This window comes from Aliivibrio logei (genome assembly GCF_001691055.1).
Taxonomy (GTDB): domain Bacteria; phylum Pseudomonadota; class Gammaproteobacteria; order Enterobacterales; family Vibrionaceae; genus Aliivibrio; species Aliivibrio salmonicida.
This window is the reverse complement of sequence record NZ_MAJU01000011.1, coordinates 301699-320665: the sequence shown is the minus strand read 5'-3', so window position 1 is coordinate 320665 and position 18967 is coordinate 301699. Positions and strand designations below refer to the sequence as shown.

The following is an 18967-nucleotide window of genomic DNA, read 5'->3' as shown; positions in this document are numbered from 1 at the left end:
AAAATTAAATGTAGAAAAATAGTTGAGTAATCTTATCTAAAGTTGTATTTTAAATGCAACTTTAAATAAAGGAGTGCTTAATGATGTCAGATTTTGAACTGAAACATAAAGCGACAACGAAAATGTCAGAGCGTATTGCTTATAAAATTACGCAGTGCTTAAAGTTTCTTTTAAATATTTTTTATGGTTCTCAATATGCAAAGCGTGCCGTTATTTTAGAAACGATTGCTGCGGTTCCTGGGATGGTTGCCGGCATGTTTAATCACCTAAAAGCATTACGTCGTATGAAAGATGATGAAGGGTGGATCCGCGAATTATTGAATGAAGCTGAAAACGAAAGAATGCATTTAATGATATTTTTAGATATTGCAAAACCTCGCTGGATAGAGCGCACGTTGGTTTTATTGGGCCAAGGTGTCTTTATGGTTGTTTATAGCTTTATTTATTTACTCTCATCAAAAGTGGCTCACCGAGTGGTCGGTTATTTTGAAGAAGAAGCTTGTAAAAGTTACACCGAATATTTAAGTAAAATTGATAATGGAGACGTGGAAAACGAAGCTGCACCACAAATAGCGATAGACTATTATCAATTACCAAATGACGCACTACTGCGTGATGTGATCTTAAAGATTCGTGATGATGAAGCAAAACATCGAGATCGTAATCATTCGTTTGCTGACGCTTATGAAAACCACGATCTTCCTGCTCACCAACGTTAGGTATCATTTTTATGGGGCTAGAAATAGCCTCATTAACGTTGAATAAAAGTCATAAAATACTGCAATAATGGCGTTTGATATTTTTCTTTATGAACCAATAACCAATAAGGGCGAGTCAATTTCTTTTCATAAGGAAGCTGAACTAACCGTCCATCATTAATCGAATTTTGAGCTGCTAATTGAGATAAACACGCGAGCCCCATATTTTCAGAGCAGCAATTAATAATGGCTTCGGTGGTGTGAAGCTGTAAGGACTCATGCCAATCATTTAAATTGGATGCAATATGATTAAGGAAATACTCCCGGCTACCAGATCCTTCCTCTCTTAATAACCAAGTTGAGTTTTCTAAGTCTTCTAATGTAATTATTTTCTGCATAGCTAACGGGTGAGAAGGGGCGCATACTATGTACATATCATCCTGTTGCCATTCAATCATGTTTAGCTTGGGATGATGTGCTTTCCCTTCAACTAAGCCAATATCGAGTTTGAATTCCAACAGTCGATTAATGATTTGAGCGGTATTTGAAATAAATAATTGTTGAATATCACAAGGGTGTTGTTGTTGGAATTTACTCAGTAAAACTGGTGCGATATGATTACCAATCGTATCACTGGCACCAATGTTTAATGAACCAGTCAACTGACTATCAGCAGTAAATTGATGCTCGATAGCTTCCGCTCGTTCTAGTAATTCATCCGCTAAAGGAAGGAGTTGGCGGCCTTCACTATTTAACACTAAGCGATTATTTACGCGATCAAATACTTTGTAACCCAAATTCTTTTCAAGTTCAGACAATGAAAGGCTCACCGCAGGTTTTGTAATAAACAGTCGCTCAGCCGCTTTGGTCATTGTTTTTTCTTGAGCAATTGCCGTAAATACATTGAGTTGTTTTAGTGAAATTCTCATGACAGGAAGTCCTAAATACTAATAGATTATCATCGTTAAGTTTATATTAACGTAGTCTTTAATTTATTCAAATTTTATTAATGACTGGCTGGTAGTAAACTGGCTTCATCGTTAAATAGTAAAGAGAACAATGTCATGCTTAATTACACAAAACAAAAAATAGCAGGCGCACCAACACCAATGGCAGGGTTAGCTCTTGGGATTGCCAGCTTAGGTTGGTGCTGGGAAAATGCGCTACCTTTAAACGGTTATGCGCAATGGATCTCAGCGGCAATCGCTTCAGTATTATTACTTATTTTAGCGGTTAAATTTTTATTACACCCCGCCGTATTATGGAGTGAACTTGCTCACCCAGTTGTCGGTAGTGTTGCTCCGACGTTTGCGATGGGCACAATGGTTGTATCAAGCAGTGTTGGTCATTTTTATCCAGCCGCTGGTGATGCGTTATGGCTTGCTGCAATTGCTCTCCATATTATTTTCTTAGTCTCTTTTATTTACCATCGAGCAAAAGATTTTGAATTACATCATATGGTACCAAGTTGGTTTGTTCCGCCTGTAGGTTTAGTGGTAGCGGATGTCTCTTTTTCTGGTAATCCTGCATTAGCATCAGTGGCACATTGGGTATTGATGTTTGGTTTAATTATCTATGCCATTATGCTACCAATTATGATCTACCGTTTGATGTTTTGTAATGAAGTTCCTGACGCTGCAAAACCAACGATTGCAATTATGGCTGCACCAGCAAGCTTATCTTTAGCGGGCTATCTAACCGTCACGGCTTCACCATCGCCTGTGATTATTGCGCTTTTATTTGGGATTGCAGTATTAATGACAAGCGTAATTTACATGGCTTTCTTTAAATTAATGAGACTTCCATTTAGCCCAGGCTATGCAGCATTTACCTTTCCAATGGTGATTGGTGCGACAGCATTATTTAAAATGGCGAACTGGATGTTATCTCAAGGTGTTGTTGCTGATTATGTCTACCAAGTCAGAATGCTTGCCGTTGTTGAGTTAGTTGTTGCTACCTGTGTTGTAAGTTATGTAGCAGCGCATTATCTAGCACATTATCGCCCAATAACACGTATGGCTAATCGTTTAGCAAACCCTAAACACGCACACTAAATTCGTAATCTTTTTCTCTTAAAACACATCCAGTTACGTTAAGCTATAGAGACTTTCATTTCTTTATAAGCGAGCTGGGTGTGTTTACTGTTTATCATTCAAATCAACTTGATGTTCTTAAATCTCTTGTCGTTGAATTAATTCGTCTAAACCCTCTTGATAACCCATTTGAGCAAGAGCAAATTCTCGTTCAAAGTCCGGGTATGTCGCAATGGCTTAAAATCGAACTCGCCAAAGAGCTCGGCATTGCCGCCAATCTTACTTTTCCACTTCCTGCTACTTTTATTTGGGACTTGTTTACTCAGGTTCTGGATGATGTGCCAAAGCGCAGTGCTTTTAATAAAGAAGCCATGACGTGGAAGATAGTGACGTTATTACCCGAGTTATTAAAACAAGATGAATTTGCGCCACTGCAACGCTATTTAGAAAATGATGACAAACAACTGAAGTGCTACCAACTCGCTGCAAAAATTGCCGATATCTTTGACCAATATTTAGTATTCCGCCCAGAATGGATCCAAAAATGGGAAGCGGGTGAAGAGGTTATAGAATTAGAAGGAGAACATCCTTGGCAGCCTATTTTATGGCAAGCGCTGTATGATCAAACCCTAGCGCTGGGTCATTCTCCTTATCATCGTGCCAATATGTTCGAGCACTTTATTGAAACCTTAGAAAATTATTTGCAAACGGGAACCTTGCCAAAAGGCATGCCTAAGCGTTTATTTGTAGTGGGTATTACTTCATTGCCTCCTCGTTATTTAGATGCGCTAGCGGCTCTTGGGCAACACATTGATGTGCATTTAATGTTTACCAATCCTTGTCGTTATTACTGGGGTGAAATTCGAGACAGAAAGTACCTCGCTCGTTTAGAGGCGCGTAATCGTCTGCAAGTAAAATGGTTAGATGATCACAGTGAGCAAATCGGTGATACGGAGCAATTAAAAGGATCGCTTGATGCAAATTTTGAAGATGAGCTGCACACTTCAGAAGTAGGTAATTCACTGCTTGCATCATGGGGGAAATTAGGTCGAGATAATCTTTGTCTATTATCAGAAATGGAAGCGCAAGAGATTGATGCTTTTGTTGATGTAAATAATGACAATCTCTTACATTCTATCCAATCTGATATTTTAAATTTAGAAGAACGCAGTCGTGATGATGTGCTTGATAACAGTGAGCACAAGCAACCAATCAGCGCTGATGATCGTTCGATTCTTTTGCATTCATGTCATAGCCCAATGCGTGAAGTAGAAGTATTGCATGATCAATTATTGGATATGTTTGCCAATGATCCAGAATTAAAACCTCGCGATATTATTGTGATGGTGGCAGACATCAATGTGTACAGTGCGGCGATCCAAGCCGTCTTTGGTAACGCAGCATTCGATCGCTACATTCCTTTTGCTATTTCCGATCAAAGTGCTGAGCAAGAAAATCCAGTGTTATTGGCCTTCATGAACTTAATGGCGTTACCTGAGAATCGTTGTGGTTTATCAGAGCTATTAAGTTTGTTGGAAGTTCCTGCGGTCATGTCACGTTTTAAATTTAATGCCGAGCAGTTTGAAATAGTAAAACGATGGGCAGAAGAAACCGGTATTCGCTGGGGATTGGATAACAGCACCTCTGCGCATTTTGATCTTCCTGAACATAATCAAAATTCATGGTTATTTGGTATTCAGAGAATGTTGCTTGGTTATGCGATGGAGCAAGACGCGGGTTTATTTGAAGGCATGGCGAGCTACGAACAAGTGCAAGGCATGAATGCCGAAATCGCAGGTAACTTAGCGCACTTTATTGATCAGCTTTTGACTTATCAGATCATCCTAGGCCAAGCGCAAACCATTAATGCATGGCGCACCATTATTAACCAACTAATGGACGATTTTTTACTTGTCGAATTAGAAGGTGAGCTGGTCGTTAAAAGTATTCGAGATCAATTGCAAAAACTGGAAGAAAATTTAGAAGATGCGGGCTTTGAAGCACCAATTTCAACAGCGATCATTAATAATTACCTAAAAAATAATTTATCTGGTGGCAAAGCAAGTCAGCGTTTCTTAGCGGGACAAGTGAATTTCTGTACCTTAATGCCAATGCGTTCAATTCCATTTGATGTGGTCTGTTTACTTGGTATGACGGATGGGTCTTATCCGCGAACCATGCCAGTTGAAGGTTTCGATTTAATGCAGAAACGAATGAAGCCGGGTGACCGTTCTCGTCGAGATGATGATAGATATTTATTTTTAGAAGCACTGCAATCGGCGAATAAAGCGTTTTATCTCAGCTATATAGGTCGCTCTATTCGAGATAACACAGAAAAAGCCCCTTCTGTTTTGGTGAGTGAACTGCTTGAGTATTGTCAGCAAAGTTATTGTCTAGATGGCGATAGTGATCTGAACCCTGAAGAGTCAGCTAAACGCTTAGTTAAAAAATTAACAATAGAACATCCTTTGGTTCCTTATAGCCAACAGAGTTTTGTGGGGGATAACACCAGTTATGCCAGTGAATGGCTACCAACCGCAAAACTGGAAGGAAAATCTGCGCCAGAATTCCAAACTGAACCTTTAGTGTTTGCACCAGAATCAAAAGAGCTTGAATTAACAGAGCTACAACGCTTTTGGCGCTTACCTGTCGCCTATTTCTTTAACCGTGGTTTAAAAGTATTTTTTGAAACGGTAGAGAGTCGAGTTGAAGATGATGAACCGTTTTCTATTGATGGTCGTACTGGTTATGGAATGAAATCAGAATTGCTAGAAGAGTTATTGGCCTATGATGATCCTAACCAAGTATCTCAACTAAGTCGTGAGTTTTATCAGCAACAAAAAGCGCAAGGAAAATTACCTATTGGTAGCTTTGGTGAGATCGCGGCAGACAAAGAAGTGAACACGGTAAAAGAGTTAGTGGCTCATATTCAGCCATTAACGACATCACCATTAGAGGATCAAGAAGTGCGTTTACGCTTTACTTTTCCTCATGGTGAAATGGAATTGCAAGGCTGGCTAAAACAGCGTTATCAAGCGGGAATGCTGCGTTATCGTGGGGGTAAAATTCGTTCACATGAAATCCTAGCAACGTGGATTGATCACCTTTGTTTGTGTGCGATGAAGCAACAACAGTTTACTCACCTGTTTGGCACCGATGCGATTTATCATTTTGAGCCAATCGAAACAGAAAAAGCGTATCAACATTTAGACGTTATATTGAGCCTTTATATTTCTGGTAACTGTGCGCCACTGCCTTATTTACCAAAAGCGGCGTTGGCCGGGCTAGAAACACACATTGATAAAAAAGGTGTGTGGAATGACGATGAAGAAACTCATGAAAAAGCACTGAAAAAAATGGCAGATGAATACAATGGGGCTTTTTATGGCGGGAAACTTTTTGCTGGCGAAAACCGTAGTGATTACGTGATGCGTATGTGGCCAGAATGGAATGATGAATTTGGTCAGGAAATTTTTGATAATGCCAAAACAGTATTACACGATGCGTTATTGCATAGTGAGAAAGAAAAGCTGTAATAAAAAAGAGAGTTGTTATTGGTAAGAGTAGGGTGGCCGCCAGTAAATCATTTTTAGTGTAGGGCGTTCGCTGTACGGCCACAGGTCAGAGGTTGACCGAATCCTTTAATACAAATGCACATTTAATGGGCTCTTTGTAAGTGGCGCTGAGTGTAACAAAGCAGAAAAAGTGAACCGTGAGAAAGATCTCACATTGGTCGCTTTATTAATTTTATTATCGTTGTTCCTAATGAACTACGATATGGGTCACACAAATAGTCTGTAAAAACAGAGTGTTGATGATAAATAAAAATGGTGATGTTCGATGACGACAATCGCAGCTCCAAATCAATTGAATGCAATGACGTTTCCTTTACATGGGACACGTTTAATTGAAGCTTCCGCAGGTACAGGTAAAACCTTTACCATTGCCAGTTTATACCTACGTTTACTATTAGGGCATGGTGATGAGAACAGTCGCCATAGTGAAGAATTAACCGTAGATAAAATACTGGTAGTGACTTTTACGGAAGCCGCAACCGCAGAATTAAGAGAACGTATTCGAGCTAAGATCCATGATGCTCGTTTAGCGTTTGCTCGTGCTGTGCATAAAAGTGATTATGAGAGTGGCGATCCCGTTATTGACCCGTTATTAGCGGCTATTTCTGATCATAAGTCGGCAGCACACATATTATTGAATGCTGAACGCAGTATGGATGAAGCCTCAATCTTTACCATTCATGGTTTTTGTCAGCGTATGCTAACGCAAAATGCCTTTGAATCTGGAGCCCAGTTCGAAAGTGAATTTGTCACCGACCAAGCCAAATTAATGCACCAAGTGGCCGCAGATTTTTGGCGTCGTAGTTTTTATCATCTGCCAAAAATGGTGGCTGAAAGTGTTTATGATTGCTGGCCAAGCCCTTCTGCATTATTAGGTGATATGGGCAATAGTCTTACTGGTGTCCCAAAGCATTTAACGGTTGAGCCATTAGAAAACTCACTAGAAGAGTTCTGTCAGCAGGGCATTGCTCGTATTGATGGATTAAAAAAACAATGGTCAGAGCATTGTGCCGATTTTGAAGCCTTAATTTCAGGCTCAGGTGTTGATAAACGTAGTTACACTAAAAAGAATTTACCAAATTGGTTAGAGCAAGTGTCAGTATGGGCAAGTAACCCAACGACTTCGCTGAAAATTCATGACAAATTAGAAAAGTTTTCTCAATCGTTATTAATTGATAAAACCAAAAAAGGCGAAGCACCAGAACACGCAGTATTTAAATTAATTGATGACTTTTTAGCGCAGCCATTAGAAATAAAACAGCCATTGTTATCTTTAGCCATTCATCGCTGTCGAGACACCTTGCAGCAAGCAAAAGAGCAGAAGAACTGGTTATCGTTTGATGACTTGCTGACTCAATTGTCGGCTGCAACCGAAAATCAAGAGAACGCTTTACTGCTAGAAAAGATCCGCGAGCAATACCCAATTGCCTTGATTGATGAATTCCAAGATACCGATCCACTTCAATATTCTATTTTTAATACCATCTATCAAGATCAATCACAGTGTGGTTTGTTCATGATTGGCGATCCAAAGCAGGCTATTTATGCTTTCCGTGGCGCAGATATATTTACGTATATTCAGGCTCGTCGCCAAGTGGCGGATCACTACACTCTTGATACTAACTGGCGATCAACTGCCGATATGGTGTCGTCAGTAAATCGTATTTTTGAGCATGGTAAACAACCGTTTTTATACGATGATGATATTCCGTTTTATCCGGTGAAATATAACCCAAAAAATGCAGAGCAGAAATCGTGGTCGTTAGATAATCAAACTCAGCCAGCAATGACGTTTTGGTTACAAGAAAGCAAAGATGGTAACCCGATAAACAAAGGCAATTACCAACGAGTTATGGCTGAATCGACGGCGGCGCAAATTCAAACCATTTTGACCGGATCTCAACAAGGGTCTGCGCACCTACAAAATGGAGAGAAAAAAGAAGCGATTAAAGCTGGGAATATTGCCGTACTGGTTCGTACTGGTAAAGAAGGGAAATTGGTTCGAGAAGCGTTATCAAAACAGGGTATTGCCAGTGTTTATTTGTCGAACCGAGACAGTGTGTTTTCTTCGCCATTAGCTAAAGACATTTTGCGTTTATTGCAGGCTGCAATGACGCCAACGGATGCACGAGCGGTTCGTTCTGCATTAGCCTCGTCTTTGTTTGCTTATACGGCCGATCAACTACATCAATTTAATGTTGACGAAATGCAGTGGGAATTAGCCGTTAATGAGTTCCGTGCCTACCGTAAACACTGGTTACAACGTGGCATCATGCCTATGTTGCATCAAATTATTACTCAACAAGGTATTTCTGAGCGTTTACTGGCTGAAAATGTCGGTGAACGTCACTTAACCGATTTACTTCATATTGGTGAATTATTACAACAAACAAGCCAAACCCTCGACAGTGATTATGGATTGTTACGTTGGTTATCTGATGCGATTTCTGAACCTAATGGCGATGCTGAAGAGCAAACGGTACGTTTAGAATCTGAGCGTAACTTGGTGCAAATCGTGACGATTCATAAATCAAAAGGGTTGGAATATGACTTGGTATTTTTACCGTTTGTTTGTTCCTATCGAGCCGTGGATAAAAAAGGCGAAGTCAGTTTTTATGATGAAGATAATCGTTACTCGGTGTTGGATTTATTAAAAGAAGATGATTCCGTTGAGAAGGCAGAAAAAGAACGTTTAGCCGAAGACTTACGTTTGATTTATGTAGCCCTGACTCGTGCTGTTTATGCTTGTTATATTGGCATGGCACCTATCGGTAAAGGCACGTCGAAAAAACCACCAACGGGTGTACATCTTTCTGGTTTAGGGTATTTGATCCAACAAGCGGATGAATGCAATGTAGAAGAGCTTAAAGCGTGCTTAGATAAGTTGGTTGCAGGCAATTCGCCTATGGTGATCCAGTCACCCCAAACCTTAAGTGATGTGCTTTATAAAGAGACAGAAGACAACTCGTTAGCATTAACAGCCAACAAATTGAGTCAGCCTGTGAAAAGTAATTGGTGGATGACCAGTTATTCGGGTTTGGTGAAACAAGGTAACCATCATAACGATTCGTCATTAGAATTGATTAATTTGGATGTGGATTCCGCTGAAGATAAAGACGACAAAGAATTGGATTTAGAGCCAGAACGAACGATATTCACTTTCCCTCGCGGTGCGAGAGCGGGTACGTTTTTACACTCATTGTTTGAAGAGGTTGAATTTACTCAACCAATTCACAGCGAAGAAAATACACAAATAATCATCAAGCTATTAGAAAAAGAAAACTACGATGTGGAATGGTTAGACGTCGTTCAAAGCATGATGCAACGCGTGCTCGATTGTCCGTTGGATGGTCACGATTTACGATTGGCAACCAAAGGCCCAACTCAACGTTTGGTTGAAATGGAGTTTTTATTGCCGATAACGCTATTAAACTCAAGCTTGGTCAATAAAACCATCGCTAAACACGATGAAGTCTCTGCACGTGCGGGTGAGTTAGGCTTTTCTACCGTGAGTGGAATGTTGAAAGGCTTTATCGATTTAGTGTTTGAGCATGAAGGCAAATATTACGTTCTCGATTGGAAATCTAACCATTTAGGCGATTCTCCAGAATGCTACGGCGGTGATGCTTTAATTGAAGCAATGCGAGATCATCGTTATGACTTCCAATATCAGCTGTATGCTTTAGCGTTGCATCGATTCTTGAAAAGCCGCATTGCAGATTATAATTACGACACTCATTTTGGTGGAGCGTATTATATTTTCTTGCGTGGTATTGAAGAGAGTCATGAGGGGCATGATAGCAATTCAAATGGGGTCTTTTATTCAAAACCAAGTGAAGTGTTATTAGACGAATTAGAGTTATTGGTAGATGGAGTAGAAGTCGATGCTTAAGCAATTACAACACTTAATGGATCACGGTGTACTTCGTCCATTGGATCTACAATTCGCTAAGTTTTTAGGCCAACAGGAAAAGAACAGCGATAAAAACTTAATCATGTTGCTCGCAGCAATGACTAGCCATGAGTTAGGTAAAGGCCATGTGTGTATTGATATCGAGCAAGTAGAGCAAGGTGATCTGTTTACGTTGCCTGCAAAATATCGTGATGCATTGTTAGCGTTAGTACCAGAGAAAAATAAGTGGATTCGTGAGTTATCAGCGGCATCGACGGTATCTAATGGCACAGAAGCAACGCCACTAGCCTTTGATGGAACTCGTTTATATTTACAACGCTATTGGTCCTTTGAGCAGCGTGTTGCCAACCGTATCACTAAAGCGGCGCAAAGCGTGGCAGTAAACCCTCAGTTATCGAATACATTGGATGAGCTATTTGCTCGCCAATACCATTTTTTATTCAGTGGGCTTAAAAAATTAGAGAATAATAATCAAGTATCTCGTCAGCAATTAGTGTGCGATATGCTCGATGTTGTGGGATCTAGTTCTAGTGAGTTAGATTGGCAAGCGATTGATGCGGTTTTACTCGCAGCCACTAAGTCTTCAGAATTAGATCCGCTGGATAACTTAATCCCAACTAAACACTGTGTGAATTGGCAGAAAGTTGCGGCAGCGGTAGCGTTAACTCGTCGGTTTTCTGTGATCTCTGGTGGTCCAGGAACGGGTAAAACAACCACGGTTACCAAGCTTTTGGCTTCCCTAGTAACTCAAGCTCAGCAAGATAATAAAAGCATCGCAATTAAATTAGTGGCTCCTACTGGTAAAGCCGCAGCGCGTTTGACTGAATCCATTGGTCAAGCGGTGCAATCTATTGGTTTAGCATCAGAAGTAAAAGAAGCGATCCCGACAGACGCAAGTACGCTGCATCGCTTGCTTGGTTATATTCCAAACCAAGTGGATTTTCGTCATAATAAATCGAACCCGTTACACCTTGATGTATTGGTGGTGGATGAAGCCTCGATGGTCGATTTACCTATGATGGCCCGACTACTCGATGCGGTACCAGAACACGCGCGTGTTATTTTATTGGGTGATAAAGATCAGCTAGCCTCGGTTGAAGCGGGAGCGGTGTTAGGTGATATCTGTCAGTTTACTAAAATGGGTTACAGCCAGAATCAAGCACAACAATTATCTCAATTAACAGGCTATGCTTTGCCTGTGCAATCGCACAATAACGCGGTAGCCGATAGCTTGTGTATGCTGCAAAAGAGTTACCGTTTTGATGCGCGCTCAGGGATTGGTCAATTAGCGAAAGCCATTAATGAAGGCAGTAAATTTAAAGTAGAAGCGGTGTGGGCCAAAGGGTTCTCTGATATTCGTTTTCATGATTTAAGTAATGACAGCTATAACGCAATGATCACCATGATGGTGAATGGCTATCGCAGTTATTTGGGCCATATCCATGCGGGCGATAAACCAGAAGTGGCACTAAAAGCCTTTAGCCATATTCAATTATTGTGTGCAATGCGCGAAGGCGACTTTGGGGTTGTAGGACTTAATCAACGCATTGAAAAAGGATTAAGAAAAGCTGATTTGATTCCTCATGGTGATGAAGTGTGGTATTCAGGTCGCCCGGTGATGGTGACTCAAAATGATTATGGCGTAGGTCTTTATAATGGTGATATTGGTATTGCGATGCCAGATCCTGTTGATCAACGTCTACGTGTTTATTTTGATATGCCGGACGGTTCGATTCGTGGAGTATTACCAAGCCAATTACCAGAGCATGAAACCGTGTATGCGATGACGATTCACAAATCTCAAGGGTCTGAGTTTGAACATACAGTTTTAGCTTTACCTGCTGAGTTCAGCCCAATCTTAACGCGAGAGTTGATTTATACGGGTGTCACACGAGCTAAGAAAAAACTCGATCTGTTCGCAACAGAGAAAGTGGTGGCGCGAGGTGTAATGATTAAAACTCAGAGAAACAGTGGATTAGCAGCGTTAATGAGTTAGTTAAATACAGTGGTTAATAAAGAAAAGATTAGCCGCTGTATTATTTCATATACGTAATAATCATTTTCTTCTCCACCTCTAGTAAATGTGAAATAAATGCCTATAATTGCGTCTCTAAAATTCGGAAGGAATACCGGATCTTTTTTTCTACCAATATCATTAATTAGATGATTGATAGAGTTGGTATTAATATGGCTGTTCCGTTATATGTTTAAATTACTTGTTTCAATGCCACCAGCAATGGCGCTTATTATTGCTATTATTTCCGAAGTGATAGCGACCTCTTTTATTCCTAAAACAGAGCAATTCACCAAGCTAACCCCGAGTGTTATTGTTGCTGTGGGTTATGCTATTGCCTTCTTTTTACTGTCAATAACCGTAAAAAGCATGCCTGTAGGTATTGTTTATGCGATATGGAGTGGGGCTGGGATTGTTTTGGTCGCCGGTATTGGATATTTTGCTTATGGGCAAAAACTGGATTTACCAGCATTAGCCGGAATCGCTCTGATTTTATCTGGAGTACTGGTTGTTAATTTGTTTTCTAATACTGCTAGTCACTAAAGAGAACAAAGACGATTATTAAAAAGCCGCAAAGGGATAATTCCGTTGCGGCTTTTTTCGTTTACAGTTCTTTTAACACTAAGATCTTTGATTTACGTTGGTAGTTATACAATTTTTGTTTTGTCATTGGTAATTGCGAGACATCAACTTCAACAAACCCTTGCTCTCTAAACCAATGCAGGCTGCGAGTGGTAAGAACAAACAGTTGTGATAATTTAAATTGCTTGGCTTTAAAGCGTAAGCGATTGAGTAATGTGACTCCGCGATCTCCGTCTCGATAATCAGGGTGAACCGCAACGCAGCCCATTTCAGCCATGCCATCTTCAGGAAAAGGATAAAGAGCGGCGCAAGCAATCACTAATCCGTCTTTTTCAATGATGGTAAATTGAGCGACTTCTTGTTCTAGTTGTTCTCGAGATCGACGTACTAAAATACCTTCTTCTTCTAATGGATGAATTAAATCCATAATACCGCCAATGTCATCAATTTCAGCATCACGAATTTGTTCAGAACTGGCCATTACAACTTGAGTACCAATACCATCAAAAGAAAATAATTCTTGAATTAATGCCCCATCTTCTTTGTAACTAATAAGGTGGCTTCTTGGTACGCCCGCTTTACAAGCTGAAATGGCCCCCCTTAAAAAGCGCATGGTGCCCGTAGAATTTCCATCTTTCGGGTTAAGATCCGTTTCTAATTTCCCAAGTATGGTTTCTGCTTCATTGGGAAATAGCTCGGCTAAAATATGACCTTGGTTATCAACAACACCTTGTTCAGAGCAAAACCCAATTAATTTATCTGCGTTTAATCGAATGGCTAATTGGGTCGCTACGTCTTCAGAGAGCAAGTTAAAACACTCTCCAGTGACGGAACTGGCTACAGGGCCAAGTAAGACGATGGACTGCTGGTCAAGCATACGGCTAATACCATTGGTATCGATACGGCGAACACGACCACTGTGGCAATAATCAATCCCATCATCAACGCCAAGCGGTTGGGCGATAATGAAGTTACCGCTGATAACATTAATTTGTGCACCTGCCATTGGCGTGTTATTTAAACTCATGGATAGCCGAGCTGTAATATCAAGTTGTAATTGCCCTGCGATTTGCTTTACGAGTTCAAGGGTTTGCTCATCGGTGACTCGGATCCCTTTGTGAAAAGGCGCATGATGACCATTTGCTTTGAGTTGGGATCGCATTTGAGGTCGAGTGCCGTAAACAATAACAATCCGTAACCCAAGAGAGTTTAGGAGAGCAATATCATTAACGATATTTGCAAAGTTTTGGTCAGCAATGGCTTCACCTCCAAGCATAATCACCACGGTTTTATCACGGTGAGCATTCACATAAGGTGCCGATTGGCGAAAGCCTTTAACTAAAGCAGTACTACGAAACTTCACACTATTCATCCATGAGTAATTAGTTATGCATTTATATTGACTAAGTATTTAACTATATACAAGTGTTTAGTGCAAGGTCACATAAGTTTTTCTTAATATTTCTACAGATTGCCGATAAGATTAATAACATAATAGTTTTTAGTAGGCGCCATGATGAGTCAGACTCAGCAAAAAGAGTTAAAGAAGAGAAAAATTCGTTTATTAGTGTTAATGAGTTTTTTTGCCGTTGGTTTAGTATCTGCTGTGATCGCTGCGATGTTTCGTGTTGGATTTTTTGCTCAAATGCCCGTTTCTCAATTGTACGGTAATTGGGTTGAGTTAGGGGTTCCTACTTATGTTCAGGACAGTTTTACGGTGAATTCGAGTGGTGTTTATACTCACGGTCGTTTAATTAATACAAAGTTTGATTTCGATGGGAAGACATTAACTTATATGCACGGTGAAACAGAGTATGTTTATCTTGTAGAAGACAATGATGGTGCTGAATTACTGCGAATAAAACCAACGCATTACAAGTCGAGTTTTCGTAAACAATAATAATAATTTTCTTTCTAAGTAAGTGTCACTACCTGAGCTTACTTAGAATTTAGCCTCTGATTTTGTGTCAATTTTTGTCAAAATTCTCCTTTTCTTACATTTATTCCATTCTAGGTAATTGCTCTCTTTCTATTTGTTTGTCATTCTTGCCGCACTATTTAATAAGTAAGGTCTTATTGTGCTTCGTAAACTTCCTTTTGTTTGTATTCTTCTTGCTTTAGCCGGTTGTGCTGATCAACCGACTGATCGTGCTCAGCAGTATTTGGATGGCAGTTTTAGCAGTAACTTAAATGAAGTCAGTGATATTAATTCAGATAAACCCTCTGATTTTAGTGCATTTAAAAATCAAAGCAAAGAAGTGGTAGAGCGTTCTGAATCCATGTCTTTACGTTATGAAGAGCTTTATACGAAACTTCAACTGTGGATTGATGAAAGTTCAAATCCAGCTGAATTATCAAATTACGGAATTCAATTTGCTCAAATGGGGGGGGGGGATAAACAAGGGAACGTGATGTTTACTGGTTATTTTTCACCAGTGATTGAAATGCGTCATAAGCCAACGGATAAATTTAAATACCCTGTTTATGATAAACCAGCATGTGGTTCTAATTGTCCAACACGTGCTGAAATAAATGCAGGCGCTTTATCTGGGTTAGGTTTAGAGCTTGGTTACTCAGATAATATGATTGACCCATTTATTATGGAAGTGCAAGGCAGTGGTTTTATTCATTTTGGTGACGATGACAGGCTAGAGTATTTTGCCTACGGTGGGAAGAATAACCATCCTTATGTGAGTATTGGTAAAGTACTCATTGAACGCGGTGAAGTTGAACGCAAAGACATGTCGTTAAAAGCGATTAAAGAATGGGTTGAAAGAAACGATGATGCGACCGTTCGTGAATTGTTAGAAACTAACCCATCGTATGTTTTCTTTTCACCAAGGGACGCCAATCATGTATTAGGTACGGCGGGTATCCCTTTAATTGCAGGGGCAGCTGTTGCAGCAGATCGTACTTTATTGCCTATGGGAACCCCTATACTTGCGGAAGTTCCACAATTGGATAAAGACGGTAAATGGACTGGTAAGCATGTACTTAAAGTTCTACTTGCATTAGATACTGGTGGCGCAGTAAAAGAAAATCATTTAGACCAATATTATGGAATGGGGCCAGAAGCGGGTATTGCTGCAGGGCACTTTAAACATTTTGGTCGAGTATGGAAATTAGGTTTAAAAGATTCTGAAACTGAAAATCCATGGGAAATGCTAAAAAAGAAATAGGGCTGAAATAGAGCTGGATTTCTTAAAGCTTGATCTTCTAAAAAAGAGTGCGTATAAATCGTGCTCTTTTTTTGTTTTTGAGTAAGGGAAACCCATGCGCGAATTAACCACGCCTGCTTCTGAAAGTTATGACCAACGCTTTGGTGGCACTCGCCGTTTGTATGGTAATAGTGAAGTAGAAATAATGCGTGCTGCACATGTCTGTGTGGTAGGTATAGGTGGTGTCGGATCGTGGGCTGTAGAGGCATTAGTTCGTACTGGTCTTGGTGAGATTACCTTGATTGATATGGATGATGTGTGTGTGACGAATATTAACCGTCAGATCCATGCTATGACGGGAACAATCGGCCAAAGTAAAATTGAAGTAATGGCTGAACGCATTAAATTAATTAATCCTGAATGTAAGATTAATTTGATTGATGACTTCATTACCCCTGAAAACCAAGCAGAATATATTTCTAAAGAATTTGATTACGTACTTGATGCCATTGATAGTATGAAACCTAAAGCGGCGTTATTAGCTTATTGTAAGAGCAACAAGATTAAAGTAATTACAACCGGTGGCGCTGGTGGCCAAACTGACCCTACTCAAATTGCGATTACGGATTTATCCAAAACAATTCAAGATCCTTTAGCAAAGAAATTGCGTGATACGTTACGTCATCATCATAATTTTACTAAGAATACAAAACGTAAATTTGGTATTGATTGTGTGTACTCTACTGAGCATTTGAAGTACCCACAAGCGGATGGTTCTGTGTGTGCAACTAAAGCAACAGCGGAAGGGCCTAAACGTATGGATTGTGCAACAGGGTTTGGTGCCGCTACGGTAGTTACAGCGACCTTTGGATTTGTTGCGGTGTCGAGAATTGTAGAGAAGTTGATAGAGAAACATAGTAAATAGAGATTAGAGTTAAGGGACGAGTAAGAGCTTTATTGGCTCTTTCTCGTATCTAGACCCTTGAAGCGAAGCGTTCTCGTTCCTGCTTTAAATTAAGCGATTAATCGTTTCAATGATCGCTTTAAGCCCATTACCGCGTGATGGGCTTAAATGTTCAATTAACCCTAATTGAGCAAAGTATCCATTCATATCAAACATGCTAATCTCTTGTGCGGTTTTATTATTAACAGCAGCCATTACTAACGCGATAAGTCCGCGGACAATTCTTGCATCAGAATCCGCACAGAAAAAATAAACCCCATCAACTACTTCATGTTGTAGCCAAACTTTACTTTCACAGCCAGAAATAGTCACGTTCTCTTGTTGAAGCTCTTCTGGCATTTTAGGCAGTTTTTTACCTAATTGAATCACGTTACGATAACGATCTTCCCAGCCTTTCGCTTCACTCATTAAATCCAATACCGTGGTATGAGTGACGTCAAAACCAAAAGGTGATGAAGGGAATGTAGACATAAATAAAATACCTTAAACTTGGGCTTATAGCATATCAGCGGCTTTATTTAGCGCGTCGATAAAACGTTGAACATCTTGCTTAGTATTATACAAGGCAAATGAAACGCGTACAGTTCCCGTTAATCCTAATGCGTCTAACATTGGGTGCGCACAATGGTTACCAGAGCGTACAGCAATGCCTTGTTGATCTAATAAAGTCGCAATATCTTGGTGGTGAACACCATCAATCACAAAAGAAAATAAACTCGCATTATCTTGTAGCCCTATAAAACGTAAGTCTTCAATGTCTTTAATTCCATCAATTGCCATATGACGAAGTTCGTTAATATGAGTATTTAGATCATCGTGGGCGAATTGTTTAATCCACTTGATTGCAGTAGCAAAGGCAATCGCACCAGCAACGTTTGGTGTACCCGCTTCAAATTTCCCGGGAAGTTCTGCAAACGTGGTTTTTTCAAATGAAACCTTTTCAACCATTTTACCGCCACCATGCCAAACTGGCATAGACTCCAATAGATGCTGTTTACCATAGAGAGCACCAATGCCTGCTGGCGCAAACAATTTATGCCCAGAGAAAACGTAAAAATCCGCATCCATTGCTTGAACATCAATATCGTGATGAACAATACCTTGAGCGCCGTCAATAACGACAATAGCTCCCACGTTATGCGCTGCTTTTATTATGGTATCAATCGGGTTTAATGTGCCTGTTACATTGGTTACTTGAGCGATAGCGACGATTTTTGTGTTCTGGGTTACCAATGACTCAAAAGCGAACATATCTAATGTGCAATCTTGTTTCATTGGTATTTTTATAATTTTTGCGCCAGTTTGCTCTGCCACAATTTGCCAAGGCACAATATTAGCATGGTGTTCCAATTCACTAATTAGGATCTCATTACCTGGTTGTAATGTGCTACGAGCGTAAGTTTGCGCGATTAGATTGATGGCCTCTGTTGCCCCGCGAGTCCAAATTACTTCTTTAGCGTTTTTCGCATTAATAAACTGTTGAACGGTTGCTCTTGCTTGTTCAAATTTTAAGGTTGCGGAGGCGGTTAGACTGTGGCTACCACGATGCACGTTAGCATTATCATTTTGGTAATAATCTTGAATCGCATTTAATACCACTTGTGGTTTTTGAGTGGTGGCAGCGCTGTCAAAATAAGCGATAGGTTGCCCGTTAATTTCTTGTGATAGAGCGGGAAATTGAGAACGAACAGCGTCAACAGTAAATGCGGTCATAGTGATTTTCTTTAGTGGTTAGCAAACTGGGGGAATGATGCGGATTTCTTGGCCGTAAGTCAAAATTACAGACAAAAAAAAGCACCGTATTAAACGGTGCTAACAATTTTTTTTAACCAAAGGCTAAAAAGACAGTAAGTATGGATTACTAATCATAATGACAGTAATTCCGGGCTTGAAGAGTCAAGCCAATATATGCAAACACAACATTGCAGCTTAGAGATTGAAAAAATACTCAGGGAGGAATATAGGTCGTTCCTCTAAACTGCAAAGCAATAGTAGGTTTTATCTGGTAGTTCGACAATGGACAATTTATA

Annotated in this window: 13 protein-coding genes; 9 read left to right on the top strand and 4 right to left on the bottom strand. The window is 40.1% G+C overall.

What is annotated here, in order from left to right; genetic code table 11:
• Positions 1 to 83 precede the first annotated feature (83 nt).
• Entirely contained in the window at positions 84 to 719 is a 636-nt protein-coding gene (locus tag A6E04_RS11995) for an alternative oxidase (RefSeq protein WP_026025540.1), read from the top strand.
• Between the two features lie 32 nt (positions 720 to 751).
• On the opposite strand, the gene A6E04_RS11990 is transcribed toward A6E04_RS11995, so the two are convergent.
• Entirely contained in the window at positions 752 to 1627 is an 876-nt protein-coding gene (locus tag A6E04_RS11990; RefSeq protein ID WP_065611499.1) for a LysR substrate-binding domain-containing protein, read from the bottom strand.
• 135 nt (positions 1628 to 1762) lie between these two features.
• Between A6E04_RS11990 and A6E04_RS11985 the strand changes: the two genes are divergently transcribed.
• From A6E04_RS11985 to A6E04_RS11965, 5 genes are all read left to right on the top strand, one after another.
• The gene (locus tag A6E04_RS11985) at positions 1763 to 2752 is read left to right on the top strand and encodes a TDT family transporter (RefSeq protein ID WP_065611497.1); all 990 of its coding nucleotides are present in this window, start codon (positions 1763 to 1765) and stop codon (positions 2750 to 2752) included.
• Between the two features lie 80 nt (positions 2753 to 2832).
• On the top strand, positions 2833 to 6267 hold the full coding sequence (gene recC / locus A6E04_RS11980) for an exodeoxyribonuclease V subunit gamma (protein ID WP_065611495.1): 3435 nt from the start codon (positions 2833 to 2835) through the stop codon (positions 6265 to 6267).
• A gap of 304 nt (positions 6268 to 6571) precedes the next feature.
• Positions 6572 to 10198 (top strand): exodeoxyribonuclease V subunit beta, encoded by a 3627-nt coding sequence (recB, locus tag A6E04_RS11975; protein ID WP_065611493.1) that lies wholly within the window; start codon positions 6572 to 6574, stop codon positions 10196 to 10198.
• Positions 10191 to 12215, top strand: a complete 2025-nt coding sequence (gene recD, locus A6E04_RS11970; RefSeq protein WP_065611491.1) for an exodeoxyribonuclease V subunit alpha — start codon at positions 10191 to 10193, stop codon at positions 12213 to 12215. The genes recB and recD overlap by 8 nt, the downstream gene beginning before the upstream one ends.
• Before the next feature lie 228 nt (positions 12216 to 12443).
• Positions 12444 to 12776 (top strand): DMT family transporter, encoded by a 333-nt coding sequence (locus A6E04_RS11965; RefSeq protein ID WP_065592659.1) that lies wholly within the window; start codon positions 12444 to 12446, stop codon positions 12774 to 12776.
• A gap of 61 nt (positions 12777 to 12837) precedes the next feature.
• Here the strand turns inward: A6E04_RS11965 and argA are convergent, their stop codons facing one another.
• The gene (gene argA, locus A6E04_RS11960) at positions 12838 to 14178 is read right to left on the bottom strand and encodes an amino-acid N-acetyltransferase (protein ID WP_026025539.1); all 1341 of its coding nucleotides are present in this window, start codon (positions 14176 to 14178) and stop codon (positions 12838 to 12840) included.
• 150 nt (positions 14179 to 14328) lie between these two features.
• On the opposite strand from argA, the gene A6E04_RS11955 reads away from it, so the two are divergent.
• The 3 genes from A6E04_RS11955 to tcdA all read left to right on the top strand — a co-directional run bounded on the left by A6E04_RS11955 (position 14329) and on the right by tcdA (position 16898).
• Positions 14329 to 14715, top strand: a complete 387-nt coding sequence (locus A6E04_RS11955; RefSeq protein ID WP_083198998.1) for a DUF2850 domain-containing protein — start codon at positions 14329 to 14331, stop codon at positions 14713 to 14715.
• Between the two features lie 178 nt (positions 14716 to 14893).
• Entirely contained in the window at positions 14894 to 15994 is a 1101-nt protein-coding gene (mltA, locus tag A6E04_RS11950) for a murein transglycosylase A (RefSeq protein ID WP_065611489.1), read from the top strand.
• 94 nt (positions 15995 to 16088) lie between these two features.
• The gene (gene tcdA / locus A6E04_RS11945) at positions 16089 to 16898 is read left to right on the top strand and encodes a tRNA cyclic N6-threonylcarbamoyladenosine(37) synthase TcdA (protein WP_017022987.1); all 810 of its coding nucleotides are present in this window, start codon (positions 16089 to 16091) and stop codon (positions 16896 to 16898) included.
• An 84-nt stretch (positions 16899 to 16982) separates the two neighbouring features.
• Here the strand turns inward: tcdA and csdE are convergent, their stop codons facing one another.
• Together csdE and csdA are read right to left on the bottom strand one after the other, a co-directional pair.
• Entirely contained in the window at positions 16983 to 17408 is a 426-nt protein-coding gene (gene csdE, locus A6E04_RS11940; RefSeq protein ID WP_065611487.1) for a cysteine desulfurase sulfur acceptor subunit CsdE, read from the bottom strand.
• A gap of 24 nt (positions 17409 to 17432) precedes the next feature.
• Positions 17433 to 18650 carry a cysteine desulfurase CsdA gene (gene csdA / locus A6E04_RS11935; protein ID WP_017022989.1) on the bottom strand — a complete coding sequence of 406 codons (1218 nt, stop codon included), beginning with the start codon at positions 18648 to 18650 and terminating at the stop codon, positions 17433 to 17435.
• Positions 18651 to 18967 lie beyond the last annotated feature (317 nt).